Consider the following 20,517-nt stretch of genomic DNA (forward strand, 5'->3'; position numbering starts at 1 on the left):
TCTGGTGGGCTTCGAATCGTCGGATGCTGAGCTGATCCGTCTTGGCTCAAACGCGGTTTTCCGGATTCCGGGGCGAGTCATCGCACGAATCAGCCGTGATCCCGAGGCGCGGGGAGGGGCGGATCGGCAAGTCGCGGTCGCCCGCTGGCTTGCTGGCGAGGGATATCCGGCTAACCGCGCGCTTGATGTTCGCCAGCCTGTCGAGGTGGGCGGATACGCTGTGACGTTCTGGGAGTCTGCTGCGGAGGACGAACGGTATGCGCCTGTCCGGGATGTCGCGCGGCTGATCCGTGAACTTCATGAACTGCATGCACCTGCGGAACTCGATTTGCCAGAGAAGCGACCGTTTGCGGAGCTGAACGCGCGGATGGCTGATCTCGAAAACATCGATCCCGGCGACGCCGAATTTATTCGAAATCGAATAGATGAACTGGCATCCGATTACGATAACCTGGAATTTACCCTTCCCTTTGGCGTGATTCATGGTGATGCAAACGTTGGCAATGTGATCTTAGATCGTGAAGGAAACCCGATCCTGATTGACCTGGACAGCTTCGGTATTGGCCCGCGCGAGTGGGATCTAGTGCAGACTGCGCTCTTCTACGAGCGGTTCGGGTGGCACACCGAGGACGAATATAGGACCTTTGTCGACGTCTACGGCTTCGATGTCATGGACTGGTATGGGTACCCGGTCCTCGCTGACTATCGGGAGCTGTCGATGACGTTGTGGCTATGCGGAAAAGCCGCTGGCAATGACGCAGCAGTTGCCGAAGTCCGCAAGCGGGTCGCTTCGCTCAGGGACGGCGGGACGCGACGCGATTGGGCCCCGTTTTAGAGTCCTGAGCAGTCCACAGGCGCGCATTGGAGGCTTGCTCGGCAAACTCTGTAGCCACCGTCGAGCGGCCAACTTTGGTTAGCCGTGTGCGGAACTCATCGACGTACGCCTGGCACCTGGCCGACTTGAGCGTTTCCCCGATTGTCAAGGCTTTCAGCGCGACGTCGCAAGCCTGCTCTAACTCTCCCTGGTCGAGGTAGGAGTCTGCAAGCACCATCGTGGCGAAGAAGTCGCTTCGCACGTAACCGCTGGCTGTCGGGCCGAGGGACTGGGTCGCGAAGGCCGTCGCGTCTACCGATCGTCCCAGATCGCGATTGCAGTGCCCCAGCTCGGCAGCCAGCTCGGATTCATTGAAGTAGCCAAACCACTCAGCCGGGTCGGTGGCTGGGTCCCGGCGTTCGAACTCGCGCACCGCGGCCGCCATGGCGCGATCACATTCGACCGCGTCACCGAGGCGGGCGAGGGCGCGTGCTTCCATCGCATAGAAGTGCGCTGCGGCGCTGGCGGAGCCGGACGCGACCGTTCCCATTCGGGCCGTCCGAGCGAGATTCGCCGCTTCGCGATACCGCCCCAAGAATGTTGCTTGATGGCTCATCGCGTCGAGGATGCTCGCGCCGAGCAGGCGATCGTTGGTCGCTTCCGTCATCCTCAGCGCCTGGATGAAGTAGCGCTGCGCAATGCCGTGCAGGCCAGCGTCGTAGGACATCCACGCGCCAAGCAGGGTTGCCTGCGCTCCCGCTTTGAACAGGTCACGACGAACAGCTTCGTTCGGGGCCGATCCGTCAAGCAGGCCGCTGAGGTCGGTCCGCAGGAACTCGATGAGTGCGCGTCGGGCATGCCCTCCACCATGCTCGCCGTCGAGCTGGTCAAACATCGAAGTGGTGCTGCGAACGCCATTGATGTCGGCCGCGTTAACCTTCCGCTTCCCGGTGTCGCTGAACACTTCCTGCCGAGTACTGACCAGCCAGGACAGTGCCGCCTCGTTCCATGCTGCAGTATTGGCTGGCGCATTCAGCAGCGACGAGATGCTATCGAGGTCGGCTTGCCACAGGCGCGATACCGCCTTGACGTTGTCGGCGGAATCCGTCGGATACGCGAGGCCCAGGTCTGGGCTCACTTTTAGTGTTTTCCCGAAGCCGACATCGTCTGGCGCGATCTGTCGACCGAGCCTGCCCCCAAGGGCTCGCGCGATCGCCTGACGGGTCTTTTCGTCACGCGGCACCATCCCGTCTAGCCAGCGCCGAACATAGGTATGCGTAAACGGGCGGCCGGCCTGTTGGCTTACTGCCCGCGCGAAGACCTTCAACCCCACTGAGCCATCGTCTTTGAGGAAGCCGGCCTCACGCATCAGCGCTGCAAGCTGCGCGTTGCCGTCCACTGTGTCTCCCGACTGTGCCTGAGTGTGCGAGTGTGCCCCCGAGTGTGCCCTGTTAGTGCAGCTCAGGAGCCTGTTTCATGGAGTCATGAACGAACGAGGCATCAAGGCAAACGGCCCTCCAGCCGCTCGACTCGCTCGCGAAGTGTGGCCAACTCGCTCGCCAGCTGCTCGACCGTCACGGGAGCTTTCGCGGTTTCCCAGGACTCGCTGACGAACGAGCCGAGCGGTGAACGGCTCACCGCTAGCCCCTCGCTTACGAGCAACTGGACGGCTTTCTGGGCCGTCATCGGTGCAACGTTGTGCGTGTTCGCGAGGTCACGGTACGACGGGAGCTTGTCGCCCTTCTGCAGGGCTCCGCTGCGAATTCGCTGACGCAGGTCCTCTGCGATCCGTTCGAACGGTGCCATCCCGGCCGTGTTAGTCGCCATGGCCGAATTCTAGCTAATAACACCCTAGCTTGCCCTAGTTCACTCGTTTGGCCGATAGCGGGATAGTGTGCCATAGCGTGTACTAGTCGCAACGCAAGACCGAGAGGAAATACCACCCATGAAGCAAGCACCTCCCGCCCGTCGCGAGCTGGAGTTTCGGTTCGACGGGACGGACGAAGACCTGGACTTGACCGAGCTTCTGGCGGGTCCGTTCGACGCTCCGCAGGCGCTGGTCGAGGTCGGCCCGGAGATCGAGGACCTGACCGGCGTGGCCGACCTGCTGGACGAGTTCGATGCCGAGCTGGCTGCGCGTGAGGCGGCCGAGGCGGCTGCTGCGCCGGTCGCGGATGTGGTGGCGCTGGGGAACTGGATCGTGTCCGGCCAGATGGGCGCGGGCAAGTCCGCGATTCAGGTGCACGCGCTGCTGGACCTGGCCGAGGTCGAGGCGGAAGACGAGGTGGCCTGATGTACGCGCTGAGCGAGCTGGGGGAGCTGCAGCTGAGCCGCCCCGCGGCGGACGCGCCGGTGACGATCGTCGCCGCCTGGCACGAGCGGCGTGCGGTGGTGCTGGAGCACCTGGCCGCCGAGAGCCCGGCGGACCCGACCGCGACGCAGGCCGCGAAGTCCGCCCACCGCTACGCCGCCCGGCTGGCGTCCGCGCCGGTGGCCGCCTGAATCCCTGAACCTGTCCCGTTTCTCGCCCTGGAAAGGGGTCCCGCAATGCGCACCACGAACTCGACCCGCCCGCGTTCCTTTGGCCGCAACTGGATGATCGCGACCCTGCTGTCGGACCGGTACCTGGACTTGGCGACGGGCCGCCCGCTGGTCCGCCCGGCGTTCATGGAGCCGCTGGTGGACGCGATCGCCAAGCGTCACAAGGCGGGCTGGTCGGTGCAGCGGCTGACGCTGTGGCTGCGCACGACGTTGACCGATCCGCAGACCGGTGAGGTGTGCGTGCTGGCCACCGAGTCGTTCGTCTCGTCCGTGACCGACCTGCTCGGTTCGCGCCAGGTCCGCAAGCGCCGCGGTCATGCCGGATCCCGCCCGGCCTCCCTCCCGCTCGCCGCCTGAGCCCGCCCGCTCCCGTTTCGCCGACCTGCACACGGAGATACACATGCGACTCAACGCCGAAGCCCGCGACTTGCTGAGCACCTACGAACTCACCGAAGCCCAGTGGGCGCGGGAGAACCACTTCGCCGACGGCCGGTGGGGAGGCGACGCGTGCGGCTGCCCCGACGACCGCTGCATCGGGTTCCACCACGACGAGCACCAGGAATGCGGCTGCCTGCCAGCGCTGCTGTCTGCCCGCGCCCCGCGGGACTGAGCTGCCCGGCCGGCGGGTGTGTCCCGCCAAGAACTCCGCCCGCCGGCCGGGTCCCGACCGATCACCGTCTGGCTTTCCGAAGGGAGCCCTCATGTTATCGATCGACGCGCTCTTCCCGGCTGACGATTGGGTGGAGTCCGAGATGACCGCGTACCTCAACGGGGTGGACCCGGTTCCGGCGCGGCTGCTCTACGACCAGGCCGACCCGTGGGCGGTGACGCTGGTGCTGGACTGCGGAGCCAGCGGCGAGCGCGAATGGGTGTTCAGCCGGGACCTGCTCGCTTCGGGAATGCTGGCCGCGGTCGGCGAGGGGGACGTGCGGATCAACCCGGAAGACGACGTGGTCTGGGTGCTGCTGACCTCGCCCTCCGGCCACGCCGAGCTGGCGTTTTCCCGCGCGGCACTGGAAAAGGCGCTGGAGAAGACCGAGGACCTGGTGCCCCCGGGCCGCGAACCGGAGTTCTTCGACTGGGACCGCGAATGGCACCTGCTGACCGGGGAGGCGGCGTGATGCGCGAACGAACGGTACGGGGTCTGGCGCTGTTCGCGGCGCTGCAGGCGACCTTCGCCGACGTGCACCCGGTCTGCGACCAGTGGCTGCAGACCAGCGCCGACGCGGTCGGGAAAGGACAGCCCGGGCGCGAGGGCGCGCGGCACTGCGCCCGCCACGTCGCCAGCTACAGCGCGGGCCAGCTGGCCTCCGCGGTCGCGGTGACCCGGGTGCTGGGCTGCCGGGTTCCGCTGGCGGCGCTGCTGGCCGGGACGGCGGTCAACGCGGTCACGCACTACGTCATCGACCGGCGGGAGCCGCTGAAGACGGCGGCGCGGGCGCTGGGCAAGAGCGGCTACCTGGAGCACGCGACCATCCAGCGCCGGGAGACCCCGGCGGGGGAGCCGGTGGTGGACGAGTCCGGGCCCGGCACCGCGCTGATGGAGCTGGACCAGGCCGCGCACCGCGCGATCGGGGTGCTGGCCTCGCTCACCACCACGTGGCTGGCGATGCGCTCGCGCCGCGCCGGCCGCATGGAGCGGTGAGCCGCCGGTTCCTGTGGGTGCTGGCCTCGGTGCCCTGGTCGGACCAGACCTGCTTCACCCGCGGGACGTGGCACGGGAAACCCTTGTTCTCCACCAAAACCGCCGACCGCAGCGTGCTCGCGACCGAACGCCAGCTGACCGCGATGGGGAAACGGCCCGGCGGACAGGACCCGGCCGCGTTCCTGTACTTCCGGTGCCGCAAGGCCGGGAAGCTCGTGTTCGCCAACCTGTACCTGATCGAGAAGGCCAAGCCCAAGCAGCCGATGACCCCGGCCCGCTGGGCCTCGCACCGCAAGATGATGGCCGCGCGACGGACCTGCCGCGAATGCCGCGAAACCGGCTGGGCCGAGCTGCCCAAAGCGCACCGCACCTGCGAAGCCTGCCTCTACAGCGCCGGGCTCGACCCGCACTCCTACCTGCACGACTACCTCGTCGGCGAACCCACGCTGACGCCCGAAGAGCACGCCGCGCTCGCCGCGTAGCGCACCGTCCACACCGGACCGCACCGCGCAGCCGCACCCACATCGCACCGAATTCCCGGAGGGAACTGTCATGTCCTATATCAAGCTGCAGGGCCACTACACGGAGCAGACTCCCGGCGGCCTGGACCTCGGCACGATCAACCAGACCGTGCAGCTGGGCAACGGCACGGCCGTCGAGCTGCCCGCCCCGTTCCTGCCGATCAACCAGCACCTCGCGATCGCTCCGGTCATCACCGCCGACGGCGACAGCGCCGCCCGCATCGACTTCGGCCGCTGGTCGCCGCTCCGCTACGGCGGGGACGGCCTCGCGTTCTTCCCGTGCAACTTCCACCGCCAGGACGTCGCCGTGCGGGTGGCCCGCGCGTTCGACGCCGATCCGGCCGCCGACTGGGACGACACCTACGACCAGAAAATCGCCTGGCTGCACGCCTGGGGCGACGAGAACGGCTTCCGCTTCGCCTGACCGTCCACGACCCGACACCCGTTGCCCCGGAAAGGAAACGTGCGATGACCACCGAACCTCGTGCGTCGCGGCTGAGCGACGCGATCAAAGCTGCGTACCACCGCGTCGGCGAACTCGACCAGCAGCACCCCGCCGGGGGCGGGCGGCTGCTCCCGTCGGACACGCTCGCCGCCGACCGCTACGCCTACGCCGCACAGCTGGCCGAAGCGATCGCCGACGACCTGCGCGCCGCCGAGCTGGCGTTCCGGCCGATCCCGGGCCTGGACCAGGACCCGGGAGGCGCGTCGTGAGCGTGTTCGACGTGCTGGAGCAGCACGGTCCGTGGCGGCTGGCCGCGTTCGCCGTGTCGGTGCTGCTGTTCCTCGCCTTGGGGCTGCTGCGCACGCCGTTCGTGGCGGTCGCGTGGCTGCTGCGCGGCCTGCAGACCGGCCTGGACAAGCGGATCACGACCTGCTTCGCCGGTCCGCTGACCCCGGAACCCGTTACCTGAAAGGAGATCAGCGTGAGCGAGATCGAACCCCGCGGCGACACCCGGGTCGCGCGGATCGAGGGCAGCCGCGCCGACCGCGCGGTCGGCGCACTGGGCTGGTGGCTGCCGGAAACCGCCGCCGCCGGGCTGCTGGCCGGGCTCGCGGCGTGGGCCGGGTGGACGTTCCTGCTCCCGGTGATCGCGGCCGCCCTCATGGTACGGATCGCGTGGGCCTGGCCCCCGGTGCGCCGCGCCGCCCGGGCGCTGGCGGCAGGAACCTGCTCGGTTGCCGCCCGGGCCCGCCGCACACGACCGTCCGAACAGGACCCGGCCCCGGCGGGTACGGCGGTCGAGCGTGCGGACGAGGTCGCGTCGTGACCGCGCCGCGGCCACCGGACGAGCACCCGTGGGACCTGCACGACTCCATCACCCGCGACGAGGAATGCATTGCCCGTCAACGACGACAGGAGAGCAACCGATGAGTGACCACCTGGCCGGGCGCGCACGGGTTCTTGCCGGAACGGCGCGCCTGGCCAGGTCCCCGACACCTGCGAGAGGAATCGGAGTGTCCATTGTCCCTGCTGGGGAAAGTCGGCACCGGCGCGGTGTTGTTCACCGTTGCCGCGATCGCCGTCGGCTACATGAAAGACACCGGTGACGCCGACACCGGCGGCCCGGGGATCGCCGACATCCCGGGCGTCTACCTGGCGCAATACCGCGCCGCCGCCGACACCTGCCCGCACCTGGACTGGGCGCTGCTGGCCGGGATCGGCAAGGTCGAGACCGACCACGGCCGCCTGAAAGCGGCGGGGGTCCGTTCCGGTGCGAACTTCGCCGGGGCGAAAGGCCCGATGCAGTTCCTGGACCCGACGTTCGAAGCCGTCCGCGCCCGCCATCCCGGGATCGGCCCGGACATCTACGACCCGGCCGACGCGATCCCCGCGGCGGCGCACTACCTCTGCGATTCCGGCCTGGCGGCCGGGGACCAGCGGCGGGCGATCTACGCCTACAACCACGCCGACTGGTACGTCGCGAAAGTCCAGGGCCAGGCCGCGGCCTACCGCCGCTCCGCCTGACCCGCAGCACCCGCATCCGTTCCGCCCGACCCGAGCGGCAATCCCGCCGCACGGGCTGTTTCGCCTGCCCGCTTCACCGTCTGGAGGAAAACCATGAAGACCAAGCTCGTCGCGTCGATCGTGTTCGCCCTGTCCGCCTGGCTCGCCTGGGGCGCGGGAAGCCTGCACGAGAAGGACCCGGCCCACTACAGCGTCACGCCGATGCTGGTGCTGGGCGCGCTCGCGCTGGTCAGCCTCGTGGTGCTGTTCTTCGGCAAGCCCAGCACCGCCAAGGCCAAGGCCCGCAGCTGACCCGTTCCCGTTGCCGCGCAACCGAAAGGCCCGCCTCGCCTATGCGCATCCTGTCCGGCGCGCTCGTGTTCCTCGTGCTGGCCGCCGTGTTCCTGTTCTTCCTCGGCTGGCGCGTCACCGCACCGCAGATCGTCCGCCCGGCCCCGCCGCCGGTCCCGAGCAGCACCGCATCGCTGCCGGGGCCGGCCACGGTCACCGTCACCGGCACCAGCCCGGCGTGGCCGGGCCGGTGAGCCTCGCTGACGTCGCGCCCGCCCTGTTTCACCCGTCCGCTTTTCCCTTACCGCACAGGAGAAACCTGCCATGAAGATCGCTGCTTTCATCGTGTTCGCCATATCCGCCTGGCTCGCCTACGGCGCGTGGAGCCTGCACGAGAAGGACCCCGCCCACTACACCTCGACCCCGATGCTGGCGCTCGGCGCGATCGCGGCCGTCAGCCTCGCGGTCGTGCTCTTCGGCAAGTCCAAGGCCGCCAAGTCCCGCAGCTGACCCCTGCCCGCATCGCGGGAGCGGCCGCGCGTTCACCCGCGCGGCCGCCCCGCTCCACTCTCCGGAAGGGGATTCCGCTCGTGCGCCGCATATTCCTCGGCCTCATCGCGTTCGTCACGCTCGTCCTGCTCTACCTCTCGGGCCAGCGAGACGCCGCCCCCGCGGTCGGCCCGCCGTCGGTCCCGCCAGTGCCGACGGACTGCCCGCCGCCCACCACGATCACCCTCCCACCCGAGACCGGCGGCGCGACGCACGCGGCCTGGCTGCAGCGCGGCGCGGGCTGCGACAGCGTCCACGTCGTCGAGGGCTGACCCGCCCCGCGTTCCCGTTCCGCTTGCACCGAAGGGAGGCCCGCCCATGCGCGCCATCCACGCACTCTCGATCGTCGCCTCGCTCGTGCTGATCGTCGTGTCGATCGTGCAGCTGGCGCAGGTGCTCGCCCGGTGACCACGCCACCGGCCCGCCCCTGTGTCCTGACTGGAGGAATCACCATGTCCCGCAAGAACGTCCCGAATCCCGAGCTGGTCACCGTCGACTTCGCGGGCACCGGCCCCGAGACGTACGAGGCCATCGCCGCCGAACACGGCCCGAAGCTGTCCGCGCTGGCCGACCGGTCCGCCGATCCGGCCGAAGCGGCGAAGCTGCGCGAGCTGGCCGCCCAGCTGGCGAGGTTGCGCACCCGGTCGCGAGCGGACTGGCTGGTGCTGATGCGCGACCTGTCCGAGTCCTATCGGGACATCGGCAGGCCCGCCCGCGAGGCGGTGACCGCGCTGGTCGACGCCTACACCGACGCCTGCTCAGCCGACGACCGCGCCGCGTCCGACAGCCACCACGTCAACCGTGCACTGGCCATCCTCGCGGCCCGCCGACCCGACGCCTACGCCGCCGTCGCCGCGGTCCTGGCCGCGCCCGGGACCGACCCGGGCACCGAGAAGTGCTGACCGACATGCCCGTCCCGGACGACCGAAGGGAGGACCCGTGAGCTGGCAGGAAGAACTGCGCGCGAGCCGCGCGGCGAAAGCGGAACAGGCGCGGCTGGACCTGGCCGCGCGGACCGGGGACGAGATCGCCCGGATGCGCGCGGCAGGGGAAGAGGCCCGCGCCGACCGCGCCGCCGCCGCGGAGCTGCGCATCGAGCAGGACCGAGTGCGCCGCGAGGACCGGTTGCGGCGCAAGGAGAACCGCGCGGCCCGCTGGGCGGCGGTGCGGGCGTTCGCCGCCCGGCACACCGTGGATCTGCTGATCTACGGGATCGCTTTGGTGTCGTTCGCGATGGCGGCCCCGGCGATGGCCGGGTACGGCGCGCAGGTCTACGCCTCGCCGCTGGGCGGGCTGCTGCCGCTGATCACCGAGCTGGGCATGTGGGCGTTCGCGATCGCGGTCCTGGTCTCGCGCAGCCGCACTCCGCACCGGCCGGTGTGGGGGCTGCAGGCGGGGGTGTGGGTGTTCGGGACGGTCGCGGCCGCCACGAACGCGCTGCACGGCGCGGACCGCGGCTGGGGCGCGGGCGTGGTGATGGCCGTGGTGAGCGTGGCCGGCGTGGTCGCCCACCAGCTCGCGATCGCCAGCCCGCCCCGCTCCCGCACGGAGCGCCAGGCTGCTCGGGTCGAGCGCAAGGCCGCCGCGAAAGCCGCGGCGGCCGCCCGGGCGGCGGTGCGCACCGCGGCGGCGGCGATCGACGGCGAGGGCCGCGCCCGCCTGACCTACACGCCCGGCACCTACCAGGTGCGCAGGGGGCGGCTGGTCGCGGTCGAGCCGGACCCGGACGTGCCCGGACCGCCGGACGCGATCGACGCCGAACTGGCCGCGCTGCTCGCCCGGGCCGCTGCCGGACCGTCCGACGACACCCGGCCCGCCGGGCAGGACCCGGTGCACCGGGGACCGGTCGCCACCGCCGACCCGGACCGCCCGGACCCGGACGAGCACCACGCCGACGGAACCGACAACACCGAAGCGGTCCGGGACCGGCCCGCACGTGCCGGGACCAGCGGGTCCGGCGACGCGGACCGGCCCGGGAAACGCTCCGGCCGCACCTACGAGCAGCTGCGGAACCGGCTGCAGGAAGCGGTCGTCGCGGGGGACCTGGACCCGGCGACCGCGAGCGTGGAAGCGGTCCGCAAGACGCTGCGCTGCCGGAAGGAGGTCGCGCGTCGCCTGCTGCAGGACCTGAAACCGAAGCAGTGACCCCGCGAGGGACCGGGACCCGTTCCCGGCCCCTCGCCCCGACCCCGAACAGACCGTCCGAAAGGAGACCTCAGTGTCCGACAACGACACCAGCACGCCCGGCACGGTGGTGCCGTTCCGCCGCCCCGAGGGCACTGTGGCCACCGCCCCGGGGACCACGGTCGAGGGCGAAGTGCTCGACCACACCGAAGCTGCTCTGACCGTGTCCGAGCCCCGCCAGACCTGGGGCACCCGCGTGCTGCACGGCACCGGCCGGGTCCTGTCCGGTCCCTCGGACCAGGTCCGCGCCCGGCTGGCCGAACGCACGATCGAGCTGAGCCACGCCACCGGGACCCGGCTGCGCAAGGGTGGCCTGCACGGCCGCCGCGCACTGGGCCGGACCAGGCGTTTTGTGGCCCGGCACGGGCGGATCATCGGCAAGGGCATGGAATCCGCCCGTCAGCGCCGCCGCGCTGACACCGACCACACCGACCTCAAGGTCGCCCGCGCGACCGCGAAGGAGAAGGGAGACACTGCGCAGGTCGAGGCCCTGACCCGGCAGCTCAACGAGGGCCGCCACGTCCGCGTGGACACCGCCCGCAAATGGGCCGAACTTGCCTGGTCAGTGGCCTGGAAAACAGCCGCGGCGCTCGGGACGCTGTTCGTCGTCTCGGTGGTCGCGGGCGGGATCAACGGGTTCGGGCACTGGCTGGGCGTGTGGAACGCCAACGACGCGCTCGCGGTGTGGCGCGGCGCGCTGACCGCGGTCTACGACGCTGCCGTGCTGGCGGTGACGTTGTGGTGGGCGTTCCCGGCCGCGTGGGCGGTGGTGAAGCTGTCGCGCTACTGGCGCGACGGCAACCGGCTAGGCGAGCAGGTTCTGCCTGTCCACCTGCGCAAACAGGCCAGCTCCACCCAAGAGCGGGAGCTGACCGAGGGCGCGCTGACCCAGGCGCTGGCCAACATCGGCAACACGCAGCTGAAGGGCTACATCAAGGAGGGCTGGCCCAACCGCGACACCGACAACGCCTGGGTGCAGCCGCCGATCGCCACGCCCAAGGGCTACCACGTGCAGATCCGGCTGCCGCTCGGCGTCGACGTGCCCGCGGTCCGCAAGGCCCACAACGTGCTGGCGCACAACCTGGGTTGCCGCGGTCCGGAGCTGTTCCTGGAAGCCGCCGAGCAGGACCCGACCGTGCTGGACCTGTTCCGGCTCAACCCCGGGGTCCTGCGGGAACCGGTGGACCCGCACCCGCTGCTGAGCGGCGGGACCACCGACTACTGGACCGGGTTCCCGATCGGGGTCACCCCGCGCGGGAACCCCGTCGTCACGCCGGTGTTCGAACGCAACTTCGTGTTCTCCGGGACGATGGGGTCGGGCAAGACCACCATGATCCTCGACCTGCTCTACGGGGCGATCCTGGATCCGCTGGTGGACATCGACGTCTTCGTGTTCGCCCAGAACAACGACTACGACCAGCTCAAACCCGTCCTGAACACGTTCTCCGAGGGCGGCACCACGGAGAACGTGCAGGCGTGCCTGGAACACATGGAAGGGCTGTACGCGGAACTGGCGACCCGCGGGAACCTGCTGAAGAAACACGGCATCGCCAGCGTGAACCGGGAGGTCGCGGCGAAGGAGCCGGGCCTGCGGCCCCGGATCGTGGTGATCGACGAATGCCAGGCGTTCTTCCGCCAGGACACCCCGGAGGAACGCCGGCGGGTGGTGAACCTGCTGGTCAACTTCTACAGCGCGGCCCGCAAGTACGCGATCAACGTCGTGTTCGCGACCCCGCTGCCCTCGGACCAGTCGCTGCCGCGCGACCTGGTCGCGGTCACCACGAACAAGGCGTGCGGGGCGATTGGCGACAAGACCCGCAACAACGTCGTGCTCGGGGAAAAGGCTTACGAGAACGGGATTTCCGCCCTGGACCTGAAGCCGAAGACCAAGACCGCGCTGAACGACACCGGCACGCTGATCTGCATCGGGTTCACCGACGAGCCCGGCGCGATCCGTTCCTACTACCTCACCGACGAGCAGAAACAGGTCCTGGTCGACCGGGCGCTGGAGCTGCGCGGCGGCGGCACCGCCCCGGCGGCGCTGGCGGCGGCCGAGGACCGCGACGTGCTCGCCGACATCCTCGCGGTCACCCGGGACGTGGCCGTGCGCGAGGACGAGCAGCACCCCCGGGCCGGGGCGATCGCCGCGGCCCTGGCCACCCGCTGGAACGCCTACCAGAACTGGCAGATCAAGGACGTGACCGAGGCGCTGGCCAAGCACGGCTACACGGTTCCGACTACACAGCGTAGGTTCCCGGTCGATCCGGCGAAGGTTGCCGAGGCCCTCGCCCGGCGCGACGCCGTGTCCGACGAGTGAGGTCGGCCCGCGCCGCTCGCAGACCCCGAAAACCGGGGCTGCGAGCGGCGCGGGCAGGCCGGCTCACTCGGCTCACTCGGCTCACTTCGATTCACTTCCGCAGGTCACAGCCGACTCACTCGCAAAATGAGCCAGCTCACTCCGATCCGGCGAACTCACTCGCCGACTCACTCCCGACTCACTCGGCCCGGGCCCGTCCCGGTCCGCCCGCACAACTCCGCGAACCCCGCCGATCGCTCACTCACAGTGACTGATTGGCGTGGTTCGCTGCTGCCCGAGGAGGAACCTCTTGACCGTCACGCACACCCCCGGCGCGCTCGACCTGGCCGCCACCGACTTCGCCGCGTGCACCGGCCTGGACGTGCCGCACGCGTTCTACGACGAACTCGTCGACGCCTGGTATGCCGCCGGCACCGCCGACCCGGCCGCCGCGCTCGCCTTGATCCAGGACGCCGCCGAGTCCGAGGGCGGCCCGTACCCGACTACGGCCGACCTCCCGGCGTTCCGGGAGCGCTGGTTCGCCGACGCCCGCGCCGCGACCGAGGACGACCCTGCGGTCAGCGTCGTGGACCCGGCCGCGCCCGGCGCATTCCCCGCGCTGGTGTGGCGAACGCACGCGGACGCGCCCCACGCCAGTCGCGCGGTCGCCGACACCCGCGGCGGGTTCCAGCACTGACCCGGCGACCCCACTCTTTCCTGGAGGAAGCTCCGTGACCACTCGATTCGCCCCGGCTGCGCCCGGCCGCCCGTCGCGGCGGCGGTGGGCGTGCCGTTCGTGCGGCGCGCGCAACCGGATGCGGCAGCGCTGCTGCCACGCCTGCCGACAGCACCGTCCCCGCCAGTAAACCCCTGCAGCGAAAGGGAGAACCCGATGGACAGTCCTGGTCCGTTTGACGCGGAAAACCAGTTCCTCGGCTCGGTCCTGTGGTCGGACCTGCCCGGCGCGCGGGCGCTGATGGCCGGGATGCGCCCCGGCGACTTCGCCCGCCCGATGGCCGCGCACGTCGCGCACCTGGCGATGCAGGTCATGGCCGAGGGGCAGCCGCCGGGTCCGGCGCTGCTGTTCGACCAGGCCGTCCGGACCGGTCAGGCCCGTGGCGAGCACCGCGCCACCTGGCTCTCGCGCGAGCTGGCCGACCTCTACGGGAACGCGGCCGGCGCGGTGCACGGGCCGCGGTTCAAGGCCGCCGTGCTCGAGCACGCCTACCGTCGCGCCGCCGTCCGCTACGCCCGGCGGCTGCTGCAGGCGGCCGACCACGCCGACCCGGCCGGGATCGCGGCGCGGCTGGACGAACGCGGCGAGGTGGACGCGCTCGCCGCCCGCTACCGCGCCGCCGCCGGACCCGACGCGCTCGACCCGCCCGACATCGTCCGCCCCGCCGGGCGCCAGCCCGCAACGACCCGAAGAGAGGCTGCCTGATGACCGACGCCGATGTCCTCGCCGCCGACACGCCGATCGCGGCACCGGAGGTGGGGCTGGCCGGGACCCGGTCGAGCCACCGCTGGGCGAGCATGCCCGGCAACTGGGACAAGCTCAACTGCCGCGCGCTGTTCCCGTCCGACAACGACTGGGGCATCCCGACCCTGCCCCGCGCCTCGTTCGAACCTGCTCGGCTGGTGCCCTACACCGACCGCCGCGCCGCTGCGGCGGCCGCGGCCGGGTCCGGGACGGCCGCGGTGCATTTCTTCCTGGACGACTACCGGTTCGAGGTCGTGTGGTCCAAACCGGAACGCGGCCTGTCCCGCTGCGCCGCGGTCGGGGCGGCGCTGACCCCGGATTTCAGCCTGTACCGGGACATGCCGCTGGCGATGCAGCTGTGGCAGGTCTACCGCGCACGCTGGTGCGGAGCCTGGCTGCGCCACCACGGCATCGACGTCGTCCCGACCGTCAGCTGGTCCACCCCGGACTCGTATCTGTTCGCGTTCGCGGGAATCCCGGCCGGGTCGGTGGTCGCGGTGTCCACGGTGGGGGTGTGGCGCGACCCGGTCGCCCGCGCCCTCTTCGCCGACGGCTACGCGGAAATGCTGCGCCGCCTGAACCCGGCTCTGGTGCTCGTGCACGGCAAACCGCCGACCGAGCAGGTTCGAGCCGGGACGCCGGTGCGGTGCTATCCATCGCGGTGGGACGGGGGTGAGCGGTGATGGGCGGACGGGGAGCCTCGATGGGCAGAAGCGGCGGCCCGGCGGCGGCGGTGTCCGGCAGCGGCCAGCTCGGTGACGGGGCCCCGGCGGAGGCGGAGCCCGCTGTGCCCGCGACCGAGCAGGGTGCGGCGGAGCCGGAGAAACCGGCGGCCGAGCAGCGGCCGTCGGTGGCCGGGCCGCCGGTGTCGGGGGAGGTGTCGGAGGCTCCGGTGCTGAAGAACGAGTGGGGCTCGTTGAACTCGGCCGAGATCAGCTTCCACGACGACGGCGAGATCGGCACGGCGCTGAAGTACATGCACGACGACGCCCGGATGGACGTGGACGGCGAGCCGCTGGCCAACGTCCTCGGCCGCCTGGCCACCGACGTCACGACCGGCCGGCGCAGCGCGGCGGAAGGAGTAGAGGCGTACAAGACGCTGCGCGACCGGCTGCCCGAAGGCAGCGAGGCACGCCAATGCCTCAACCTCGCCATCCGGCGCATCGACGCCCCGCCCAGCCCGACACCGCAAGTGCCCGGCGGAACGCCAGCACCGCTGAAGACCCTGATGCAGGAGCTGCACTCCGTCCCGCTGGTGCGCCAGGACGGACGCGAAACGCAGCGGCTGCAGGAAATCCTCAACAACAGCTTCGGCGACAAGCCCGGCGACCGGCCGGCCAGGCTCGGCCTCCTCGCCATGGAACTCAAGCAGTTCCACGGGATGCGGCACGAGTCCCAGGGCGACGCGGGCAAGTTCGAGATCGACCGCGCTGTCCGGCGAGCGATCAAGGAGCTTGGCGGCCGCGCCTGAAGCCGTAACGCCGCACCTCCGATACGGCAAGGACCCGCCGCAGGAACGGGCCCCGTCCGAACCTGCTCCGTTCCCGACCACAACACCAGCACCGACCACACCGGACGCGAGAAGGCCGGGCACCGCGCGTGCCCGGCCTTCTCACGTCCGCACCGTCCACACAGGAGGTTCGATGAGCGTGACCACGCGGATCGAATGGACCGACGCGACCTGGAACCCGGTCACCGGCTGCACCAAGGTCAGCCCGGGCTGCGACCACTGCTATGCCGAGACGTTCGCCGAACGCTGGCGCGGCACGACGGGGCACTACTTCGCCTCGGGGTTCGACGTGCGGCTGCGCCGGGACAAGCTCGCCCTGCCGCTGCGCTGGCGGCGGCCCCGCCGGATCTTCGTCAACAGCATGTCGGACCTGTTCCACAAGGACGTCCCCGACGACTACATCGCCCGCGTCTTCGCGGTGATGGCCGCCTGCCCCCAGCACACCTTCCAGCTGCTGACCAAACGCCCCGCCCGGATGCGCGCGCTGCTCAACAACGACGGTTTCGCCGACCGGGCGATGGACGAGTCGCTGGTGATCAAGCCGATCGCGATGGGCGCGAAGCCGCACGGCGACATCTGGCCGCTGCCCAACGTGTGGGTCGGGGTGTCGGTCGAAAACCAGCGCTGGGCCGACATCCGGGTCCCGACCCTGCTCGACACCTGCGCGGCCATCCGGTGGATCTCGGCCGAACCGCTGCTCGGCCCGATCAACCTGGGAGCGCTGTCCACGCGGGAGGGCCCCGTCGATGCGCTGATGGGCAACCTCGACCACGCGCGCGGACCGGACGGCCGGCTGAGGGCGATGGAGAACCCGCGTCCGCTGCCGCGCCTGGACTGGGTGGTCGCAGGCGGCGAGTCCGGCCACGGTGCCCGGCCGATGCACCCGAACTGGGTGCGGTCGCTACGGGACCAGTGCGACTTCGCGAGCGTGCCGTTCCTGTTCAAGCAGTGGGGTGCGTGGGCTCCCGAATCGGTGGTCGCGAGCGAGACCGGCGCGGCGACCGCCCGCTGCGTCGACTGGGACGGCGAGGCGATGCAACGCAGCGGCAAAGGACGCACCGGCCGCACGCTCGACGGCCGCACCCACGACCAGTACCCGGCGAAGGAGGCCTGATGTTCACGCTCTACGACGAGTTCGCGGGGTTCGGCGGATCGAGCCAGGGCGCGACCGCGGTGCCGGGGGTGGAGATGCTGCTGGCCGCGAACCACGACCCGCTCAGCGTGGAAGTGCACGGGATGAACTTCCCGGACGCCGACCACTACTGCGGGGATATCGCGAAGGCCGACATCGCCGGTTTCCCGCGCGCGGACATCTTCTGGGCCTCCCCGGCCTGCCCGCCGTGGACGGACGCGCGCGGCGTGAAGCGGGATTTCGACCAGGCCACGCAGAACGCGCTGTTCGACCCCGTGACCGGGCCGCGCGCGCTGGACCCGGCGATCGCGCGGGCACGGGCGCTGATGGAAGAGATCCCGCGGTACCTGCAGGCGATGCGCCGCAAAGGGAAGCCGGTGCTGGCCGGGGTGGTCGAGAACGTCGTGCAGGTCCGCAAGTGGGCCGAGTTCTCCCGCTGGCGCAAGGAGATCGAGGCCGAGGGCTACCGCACCCGGCTGGTCGCGATCAACTCGATGCACGTGGCCGGGCCGGTCACCGGCAAGGTCGCGCAGTCGCGCAACCGGTTCTACATGCCGTTCTGGCTCGCCGACGTCGGCCGGGACCCGGACTGGGACAAGTGGCTGCGCCCCAAAGCGTGGTGCCCGAACTGCGAGGAAGAGGTGAGCGCGATGCAGTCCTGGAAGAAGCCCGGCACCGACATGGGCGTGTACGGGGTCCGCAACGGCCAGTACGTCTACCGCTGCCCGCGCGCCTCGTGCCGCAACACGATCGTCGAGCCGCCGGTGCTCGGGGCGGAAACCATCATCGACTGGACCCTCGACCCGGGGCAGCGGATCGGGGAGCGCGTCGACAGGCAAGGACGGCCGGACCCGCTGGAACCGGCGACCATCGCGCGGATCGAGGCCGGGCTGGCCCGGCACGTGCGGCCGCTGCTCGCCCCGGCCGGGGGCACCTGGCGCACCGAGGCGACGCCGCTGGACCAGCCGATGCCGACCCGCACCACGCGGGAGACCGACGGGTTGGTGGTGCCGCCGATGGTGGTGTCGGTCGCCAAACGCGCCGCCGACTCCGCCGTGGTGACCGTGGACCGGCCGTTGCGGACGCAGACCTGTCGGAGGGAGACCGCGCTGGTGGTGCCGCCGTTCATCTCGCTGCTGCGCGGCGGCGGGTCGAAGGAGACCGCCTACCCGGTCGCCGGGCCGATCCCGACCGTGTCCGCCCAGGGCAACCACCACGGCCTGGTCGGCCCGCCGGCCGGGGCACGGGACACCGCGATGCTGCTGGCCTACTACTCCAACGGAGCAGCCTCACCGGTCGATCGCCCGGTCGGCACGTTGACCACCCGCGACCGCTACGGCCTCGTCGGCGGCACCCCGCCGGTCGAGCAGTGCACGTTCCGGATGCTCGCCCCCGCCGAAATCGGGGCGGGCATGGCGTTCCGGCCCGACTACAAGGTCAAGGGCAGCAAACGCCGGATCGTGCGCGGCTACGGCAACGCGGTCACCCCGCCCGTGGCCGAAGTCCTGGTCTCGGCACTGGTCGAAACGCTGTCCGGGGAGCCGCTCGCCCCGGCCGCCTGACCAGGCCAGCCCCAAACCTTCGCTCAGCGGCACCGCACATCCACAACGCACGTCAGTGGAGGACGTTCATGTCCGCACAGCCCGACAACATCCGGAAGTTCCCGGACCGACCCGCTGGAGAGGAGGCACCCGTCCCCGTCGACCGGATCGGCGCGCCTTGGCCGGACAAACCTGCTCCGTTGTCGACCGTGCAGGCATTGTCGGTGTTTCCGCTCGCGGCGCTGCCCGCCTGGCTGGCCGACTACACCGAAGCGGTGGCCGAGATGCTGCAGGTGCCGGTCGACCTTCCCGGTTCGCTGGGCCTGGCTGTGCTGTCCACCGTGGCCGGCGGCCGGGTGACGGTGTCGGTCCGGGAGGGCTGGAACGAGCAGCCGAACATCTACACCGTGGTGATCATGGAGCCCTCGGCACGGAAGTCGCCCGCGTTCACGGCGATGACCGAGCCGATCCGCGAGCTGGAGCGGGAACTGCGGATCGAGGCCAAGCACCAGATCGAGGCCGCGCGGATGCAGCAGCAGGTCGCCCAGAGCACCCGAGACAAAGCCCAGAAGGCCGCCGCCGAGCTGATCGGTGACGACGCCGCCGACGCCGACCGGGAACGCGCGATCGCCGAAGCGGTCGACGCGGCGCTGGCCGCCGACGCGATCGAAGTCCCCGCCCAGCCCCAGCTGATCGTGGACGACATCACCGTGCAGAAGGTCGCGACCATCCTGGCCCAGCAAGGCGGGCGCCTGGCCGTGCTGTCCGACGAAGGGACGATCTTCGAGAACATCGCCGGCCGCTACTCCGGCAACGTCAACGCCGAGGTGTTCCTCAAGGGCTACACCGGCACCGAGCTGCGCGTCGACCGCGGCGACCGCAGCGAGTTCGTGTCCCGGCCCGCGCTGACCCTCGGCCTGACCATCCAGCCGACCGTGATCGAAGACCTGCCCCAGAAGCTACGCGGCAACGGGTTCCTCGCCCGGATCCTGTTCTCGCGGCCAGTGCCGATGTCCGGGCGACGCAAAGCCCGCACCGCTGCGGTCCCGGCCGACGTGGCCGCCGCCTACAACACCAAACTGCTGTCCATCGCCCACCAGCTCTACGGCTTCGACGACCCCGTCTCACTGACGTTCTCGCCCGCCGCCGACAACCTGATGGTGGAGATCCAGGAGGAGATCGAACCCAAGCTCGACCCCGCCACCGGTGAATGGGCCCACATCGCCGACTGGGCCGGGAAACTCGCCGGGCAGACCGCCCGGATCGCGGGGCTGCTGCACCTGGCCGAACACCCGCTCAACCCATGGAACACCCACGTCAGCGAGGACACGGTCGCCAACGCATGGTGCGTCGCGCGCTACTACGCCGCCCACGCCCAAGCCACCCTCGAACAGATCGGAGCCGACGGCACCGTCCGCAACGCCAAAGCCATCCTCTCCCGCATCTCCGACCCGAGCTGGCCGCTGGGCAACCGGTTCAAGCTCCGCGACGCCTTCCGCGTCACTCGCCACACGGGCATGCAGAAGATGGAGGACTTCAAACCCGCGTTCGAACTGCTCGCCGACCTCGGCCACGTCGCCGCCGAAGCCGAACCCGACCGCGCCGGGAAAACCGGCCGCAAACCCAGCCCGCACTACTGGCTCCACCCCGACTACCGCACCACCTGACCCGCACCTGCACGAACGCCCCGGGACAGAACGCACACAACGCACACAACGCGGACGCTGCCGCGTTTCCGCAGCTCACCACCTCGGGACGGGCAACTGTCACCGACGCACAGAACGCCGCACAAAACGAGCCCGTTGGACAGAACGCGCACACAACGCCCGGCAACCGGCCACCGCCGATCTCACTCGCCGTGAGCAACGAAGGCCACTGCCGGCGCTTTCGCCGCGTTCTGTGCGACGGGCCCCATTCTGTCGGCGTTCTGTGCGTCCGAACCCGACACGGCAATTACCGACCCTGACCAGCGACAACGGTGCATCCGCCACCGTTGTGTGCGTTGTGTGCGTTCTGTCCCGGACCGACCGCGTGGGCAACTGCCACGGTCACGTCACGTTGTTAC

At 70.5% G+C, this 20,517-nt stretch carries 29 protein-coding genes; 27 read left to right on the plus strand and 2 right to left on the minus strand.

The genetic code is table 11. The features are described 5' to 3' along the window. Positions 1–4 precede the first annotated feature (4 nt). Positions 5–835, plus strand: coding sequence for a phosphotransferase family protein (locus H5411_RS10950; RefSeq protein WP_244194617.1), 831 nt, complete (start codon positions 5–7; stop codon positions 833–835). Here the strand turns inward: H5411_RS10950 and H5411_RS47495 are convergent. Both H5411_RS47495 and H5411_RS10960 read right to left on the minus strand, forming a co-directional pair. Continuing rightward, positions 795–2,213, minus strand: a complete 1,419-nt coding sequence (locus H5411_RS47495) for a regulator (protein WP_101436083.1) — start codon at positions 2,211–2,213, stop codon at positions 795–797. The two genes, H5411_RS10950 and H5411_RS47495, sit on opposite strands and share 41 nt — an antisense overlap. A 101-nt stretch (positions 2,214–2,314) precedes the next feature. After that, the gene (locus tag H5411_RS10960) at positions 2,315–2,620 is read right to left on the minus strand and encodes a GntR family transcriptional regulator (RefSeq protein WP_158242469.1); all 306 of its coding nucleotides are present in this window, start codon (positions 2,618–2,620) and stop codon (positions 2,315–2,317) included. A gap of 139 nt (positions 2,621–2,759) precedes the next feature. On the opposite strand from H5411_RS10960, the gene H5411_RS10965 reads away from it, so the two are divergent. The 26 genes from H5411_RS10965 (at position 2,760) to H5411_RS11090 (ending at position 20,119) form a co-directional block, all read left to right on the plus strand. Beyond that, on the plus strand, positions 2,760–3,107 hold the full coding sequence (locus tag H5411_RS10965) for a hypothetical protein (RefSeq protein ID WP_101436081.1): 348 nt from the start codon (positions 2,760–2,762) through the stop codon (positions 3,105–3,107). Continuing rightward, positions 3,107–3,316, plus strand: coding sequence for a hypothetical protein (locus H5411_RS10970; RefSeq protein WP_101436080.1), 210 nt, complete (start codon positions 3,107–3,109; stop codon positions 3,314–3,316). The genes H5411_RS10965 and H5411_RS10970 overlap by 1 nt, the downstream gene beginning before the upstream one ends. A 45-nt stretch (positions 3,317–3,361) precedes the next feature. Next, positions 3,362–3,712, plus strand: a complete 351-nt coding sequence (locus H5411_RS10975) for a hypothetical protein (RefSeq protein WP_101436079.1) — start codon at positions 3,362–3,364, stop codon at positions 3,710–3,712. Positions 3,713–3,755: 43 nt separating this feature from the next. Continuing rightward, positions 3,756–3,965 (plus strand): hypothetical protein, encoded by a 210-nt coding sequence (locus H5411_RS10980; RefSeq protein WP_101436078.1) that lies wholly within the window; start codon positions 3,756–3,758, stop codon positions 3,963–3,965. A gap of 91 nt (positions 3,966–4,056) precedes the next feature. Further along, positions 4,057–4,476, plus strand: coding sequence for an SsgA family sporulation/cell division regulator (locus H5411_RS10985; protein WP_167441912.1), 420 nt, complete (start codon positions 4,057–4,059; stop codon positions 4,474–4,476). Beyond that, positions 4,476–5,000, plus strand: a complete 525-nt coding sequence (locus H5411_RS10990; protein WP_101436077.1) for a hypothetical protein — start codon at positions 4,476–4,478, stop codon at positions 4,998–5,000. Before H5411_RS10985 ends, H5411_RS10990 begins: the two co-directional genes overlap by 1 nt. After that, complete coding sequence (locus H5411_RS10995) at positions 4,997–5,482, plus strand: RRQRL motif-containing zinc-binding protein (RefSeq protein ID WP_101436076.1); 486 nt, start codon at positions 4,997–4,999, stop codon at positions 5,480–5,482. Before H5411_RS10990 ends, H5411_RS10995 begins: the two co-directional genes overlap by 4 nt. Positions 5,483–5,552: 70 nt before the next feature. Beyond that, the gene (locus H5411_RS11000) at positions 5,553–5,945 is read left to right on the plus strand and encodes a hypothetical protein (protein WP_101436075.1); all 393 of its coding nucleotides are present in this window, start codon (positions 5,553–5,555) and stop codon (positions 5,943–5,945) included. A 44-nt stretch (positions 5,946–5,989) separates the two neighbouring features. Then, positions 5,990–6,235: a hypothetical protein gene (locus H5411_RS11005; RefSeq protein ID WP_101436074.1), complete on the plus strand. Its 246-nt coding sequence runs from the start codon at positions 5,990–5,992 to the stop codon at positions 6,233–6,235. Further along, complete coding sequence (locus H5411_RS11010; RefSeq protein ID WP_101436073.1) at positions 6,232–6,435, plus strand: hypothetical protein; 204 nt, start codon at positions 6,232–6,234, stop codon at positions 6,433–6,435. The genes H5411_RS11005 and H5411_RS11010 overlap by 4 nt, the downstream gene beginning before the upstream one ends. Before the next feature lie 12 nt (positions 6,436–6,447). Beyond that, positions 6,448–6,792: a hypothetical protein gene (locus H5411_RS11015; protein WP_101436072.1), complete on the plus strand. Its 345-nt coding sequence runs from the start codon at positions 6,448–6,450 to the stop codon at positions 6,790–6,792. Positions 6,793–6,986: 194 nt separating this feature from the next. Continuing rightward, positions 6,987–7,490 (plus strand): transglycosylase SLT domain-containing protein, encoded by a 504-nt coding sequence (locus H5411_RS11020; RefSeq protein ID WP_312878102.1) that lies wholly within the window; start codon positions 6,987–6,989, stop codon positions 7,488–7,490. 93 nt (positions 7,491–7,583) lie between these two features. Then, entirely contained in the window at positions 7,584–7,781 is a 198-nt protein-coding gene (locus H5411_RS11025) for a hypothetical protein (protein WP_101436071.1), read from the plus strand. 41 nt (positions 7,782–7,822) lie between these two features. Then, on the plus strand, positions 7,823–8,014 hold the full coding sequence (locus H5411_RS11030) for a hypothetical protein (RefSeq protein WP_101436070.1): 192 nt from the start codon (positions 7,823–7,825) through the stop codon (positions 8,012–8,014). Between the two features lie 70 nt (positions 8,015–8,084). After that, positions 8,085–8,270 carry a hypothetical protein gene (locus H5411_RS11035; protein ID WP_101436069.1) on the plus strand — a complete coding sequence of 62 codons (186 nt, stop codon included), beginning with the start codon at positions 8,085–8,087 and terminating at the stop codon, positions 8,268–8,270. Between the two features lie 80 nt (positions 8,271–8,350). After that, positions 8,351–8,581: a hypothetical protein gene (locus H5411_RS11040; protein WP_101436068.1), complete on the plus strand. Its 231-nt coding sequence runs from the start codon at positions 8,351–8,353 to the stop codon at positions 8,579–8,581. Between the two features lie 180 nt (positions 8,582–8,761). Then, positions 8,762–9,211, plus strand: a complete 450-nt coding sequence (locus tag H5411_RS11045; protein WP_101436067.1) for a hypothetical protein — start codon at positions 8,762–8,764, stop codon at positions 9,209–9,211. 37 nt (positions 9,212–9,248) lie between these two features. Then, on the plus strand, positions 9,249–10,454 hold the full coding sequence (locus H5411_RS11050; protein ID WP_101436066.1) for a hypothetical protein: 1,206 nt from the start codon (positions 9,249–9,251) through the stop codon (positions 10,452–10,454). A 73-nt stretch (positions 10,455–10,527) separates the two neighbouring features. Further along, positions 10,528–12,810 carry an FUSC family protein gene (locus H5411_RS11055; protein WP_101436065.1) on the plus strand — a complete coding sequence of 761 codons (2,283 nt, stop codon included), beginning with the start codon at positions 10,528–10,530 and terminating at the stop codon, positions 12,808–12,810. Positions 12,811–13,099: 289 nt separating this feature from the next. Then, positions 13,100–13,486 (plus strand): hypothetical protein, encoded by a 387-nt coding sequence (locus tag H5411_RS11060; protein WP_101436064.1) that lies wholly within the window; start codon positions 13,100–13,102, stop codon positions 13,484–13,486. A gap of 195 nt (positions 13,487–13,681) precedes the next feature. Beyond that, positions 13,682–14,230, plus strand: a complete 549-nt coding sequence (locus H5411_RS11065) for a hypothetical protein (protein WP_101436063.1) — start codon at positions 13,682–13,684, stop codon at positions 14,228–14,230. Next, positions 14,230–14,952, plus strand: a complete 723-nt coding sequence (locus tag H5411_RS11070) for a DUF4417 domain-containing protein (protein ID WP_101436062.1) — start codon at positions 14,230–14,232, stop codon at positions 14,950–14,952. The genes H5411_RS11065 and H5411_RS11070 overlap by 1 nt, the downstream gene beginning before the upstream one ends. A 20-nt stretch (positions 14,953–14,972) precedes the next feature. Continuing rightward, the gene (locus H5411_RS11075; protein ID WP_101436061.1) at positions 14,973–15,740 is read left to right on the plus strand and encodes a hypothetical protein; all 768 of its coding nucleotides are present in this window, start codon (positions 14,973–14,975) and stop codon (positions 15,738–15,740) included. Between the two features lie 172 nt (positions 15,741–15,912). After that, positions 15,913–16,893 (plus strand): DUF5131 family protein, encoded by a 981-nt coding sequence (locus tag H5411_RS11080; RefSeq protein WP_101436060.1) that lies wholly within the window; start codon positions 15,913–15,915, stop codon positions 16,891–16,893. After that, on the plus strand, positions 16,893–18,473 hold the full coding sequence (locus H5411_RS11085) for a DNA cytosine methyltransferase (RefSeq protein WP_244194616.1): 1,581 nt from the start codon (positions 16,893–16,895) through the stop codon (positions 18,471–18,473). Before H5411_RS11080 ends, H5411_RS11085 begins: the two co-directional genes overlap by 1 nt. Positions 18,474–18,541: 68 nt before the next feature. Next, positions 18,542–20,119: a YfjI family protein gene (locus H5411_RS11090; protein ID WP_101436059.1), complete on the plus strand. Its 1,578-nt coding sequence runs from the start codon at positions 18,542–18,544 to the stop codon at positions 20,117–20,119. The last annotated feature ends 398 nt before the right edge of the window (positions 20,120–20,517 follow it).

It is taken from the genome of Amycolatopsis echigonensis, assembly GCF_014174495.1.
GTDB lineage: Bacteria > Actinomycetota > Actinomycetes > Mycobacteriales > Pseudonocardiaceae > Amycolatopsis > Amycolatopsis echigonensis.

Excerpts from the sequence above, each read along its gene's own strand:
- H5411_RS10960 (WP_158242469.1), bottom strand. The coding sequence starts at position 2,620 with ATGGCACCGTTCGAACGGATCGCAGAGGACCTGCGTCAGCGAATTCGC.
- H5411_RS10965 (WP_101436081.1), top strand. The coding sequence starts at position 2,760 with ATGAAGCAAGCACCTCCCGCCCGTCGCGAGCTGGAGTTTCGGTTCGAC.
- H5411_RS10970 (WP_101436080.1), top strand. The coding sequence starts at position 3,107 with ATGTACGCGCTGAGCGAGCTGGGGGAGCTGCAGCTGAGCCGCCCCGCG.
- H5411_RS10975 (WP_101436079.1), top strand. The coding sequence starts at position 3,362 with ATGCGCACCACGAACTCGACCCGCCCGCGTTCCTTTGGCCGCAACTGG.
- H5411_RS10980 (WP_101436078.1), top strand. The coding sequence starts at position 3,756 with ATGCGACTCAACGCCGAAGCCCGCGACTTGCTGAGCACCTACGAACTC.
- H5411_RS10985 (WP_167441912.1), top strand. The coding sequence starts at position 4,057 with ATGTTATCGATCGACGCGCTCTTCCCGGCTGACGATTGGGTGGAGTCC.
- H5411_RS10990 (WP_101436077.1), top strand. The coding sequence starts at position 4,476 with ATGCGCGAACGAACGGTACGGGGTCTGGCGCTGTTCGCGGCGCTGCAG.
- H5411_RS11000 (WP_101436075.1), top strand. The coding sequence starts at position 5,553 with ATGTCCTATATCAAGCTGCAGGGCCACTACACGGAGCAGACTCCCGGC.
- H5411_RS11005 (WP_101436074.1), top strand. The coding sequence starts at position 5,990 with ATGACCACCGAACCTCGTGCGTCGCGGCTGAGCGACGCGATCAAAGCT.
- H5411_RS11025 (WP_101436071.1), top strand. The coding sequence starts at position 7,584 with ATGAAGACCAAGCTCGTCGCGTCGATCGTGTTCGCCCTGTCCGCCTGG.
- H5411_RS11030 (WP_101436070.1), top strand. The coding sequence starts at position 7,823 with ATGCGCATCCTGTCCGGCGCGCTCGTGTTCCTCGTGCTGGCCGCCGTG.
- H5411_RS11035 (WP_101436069.1), top strand. The coding sequence starts at position 8,085 with ATGAAGATCGCTGCTTTCATCGTGTTCGCCATATCCGCCTGGCTCGCC.
- H5411_RS11045 (WP_101436067.1), top strand. The coding sequence starts at position 8,762 with ATGTCCCGCAAGAACGTCCCGAATCCCGAGCTGGTCACCGTCGACTTC.
- H5411_RS11065 (WP_101436063.1), top strand. The coding sequence starts at position 13,682 with ATGGACAGTCCTGGTCCGTTTGACGCGGAAAACCAGTTCCTCGGCTCG.
- H5411_RS11070 (WP_101436062.1), top strand. The coding sequence starts at position 14,230 with ATGACCGACGCCGATGTCCTCGCCGCCGACACGCCGATCGCGGCACCG.
- H5411_RS11075 (WP_101436061.1), top strand. The coding sequence starts at position 14,973 with ATGGGCAGAAGCGGCGGCCCGGCGGCGGCGGTGTCCGGCAGCGGCCAG.
- H5411_RS11080 (WP_101436060.1), top strand. The coding sequence starts at position 15,913 with ATGAGCGTGACCACGCGGATCGAATGGACCGACGCGACCTGGAACCCG.
- H5411_RS11085 (WP_244194616.1), top strand. The coding sequence starts at position 16,893 with ATGTTCACGCTCTACGACGAGTTCGCGGGGTTCGGCGGATCGAGCCAG.
- H5411_RS11090 (WP_101436059.1), top strand. The coding sequence starts at position 18,542 with ATGTCCGCACAGCCCGACAACATCCGGAAGTTCCCGGACCGACCCGCT.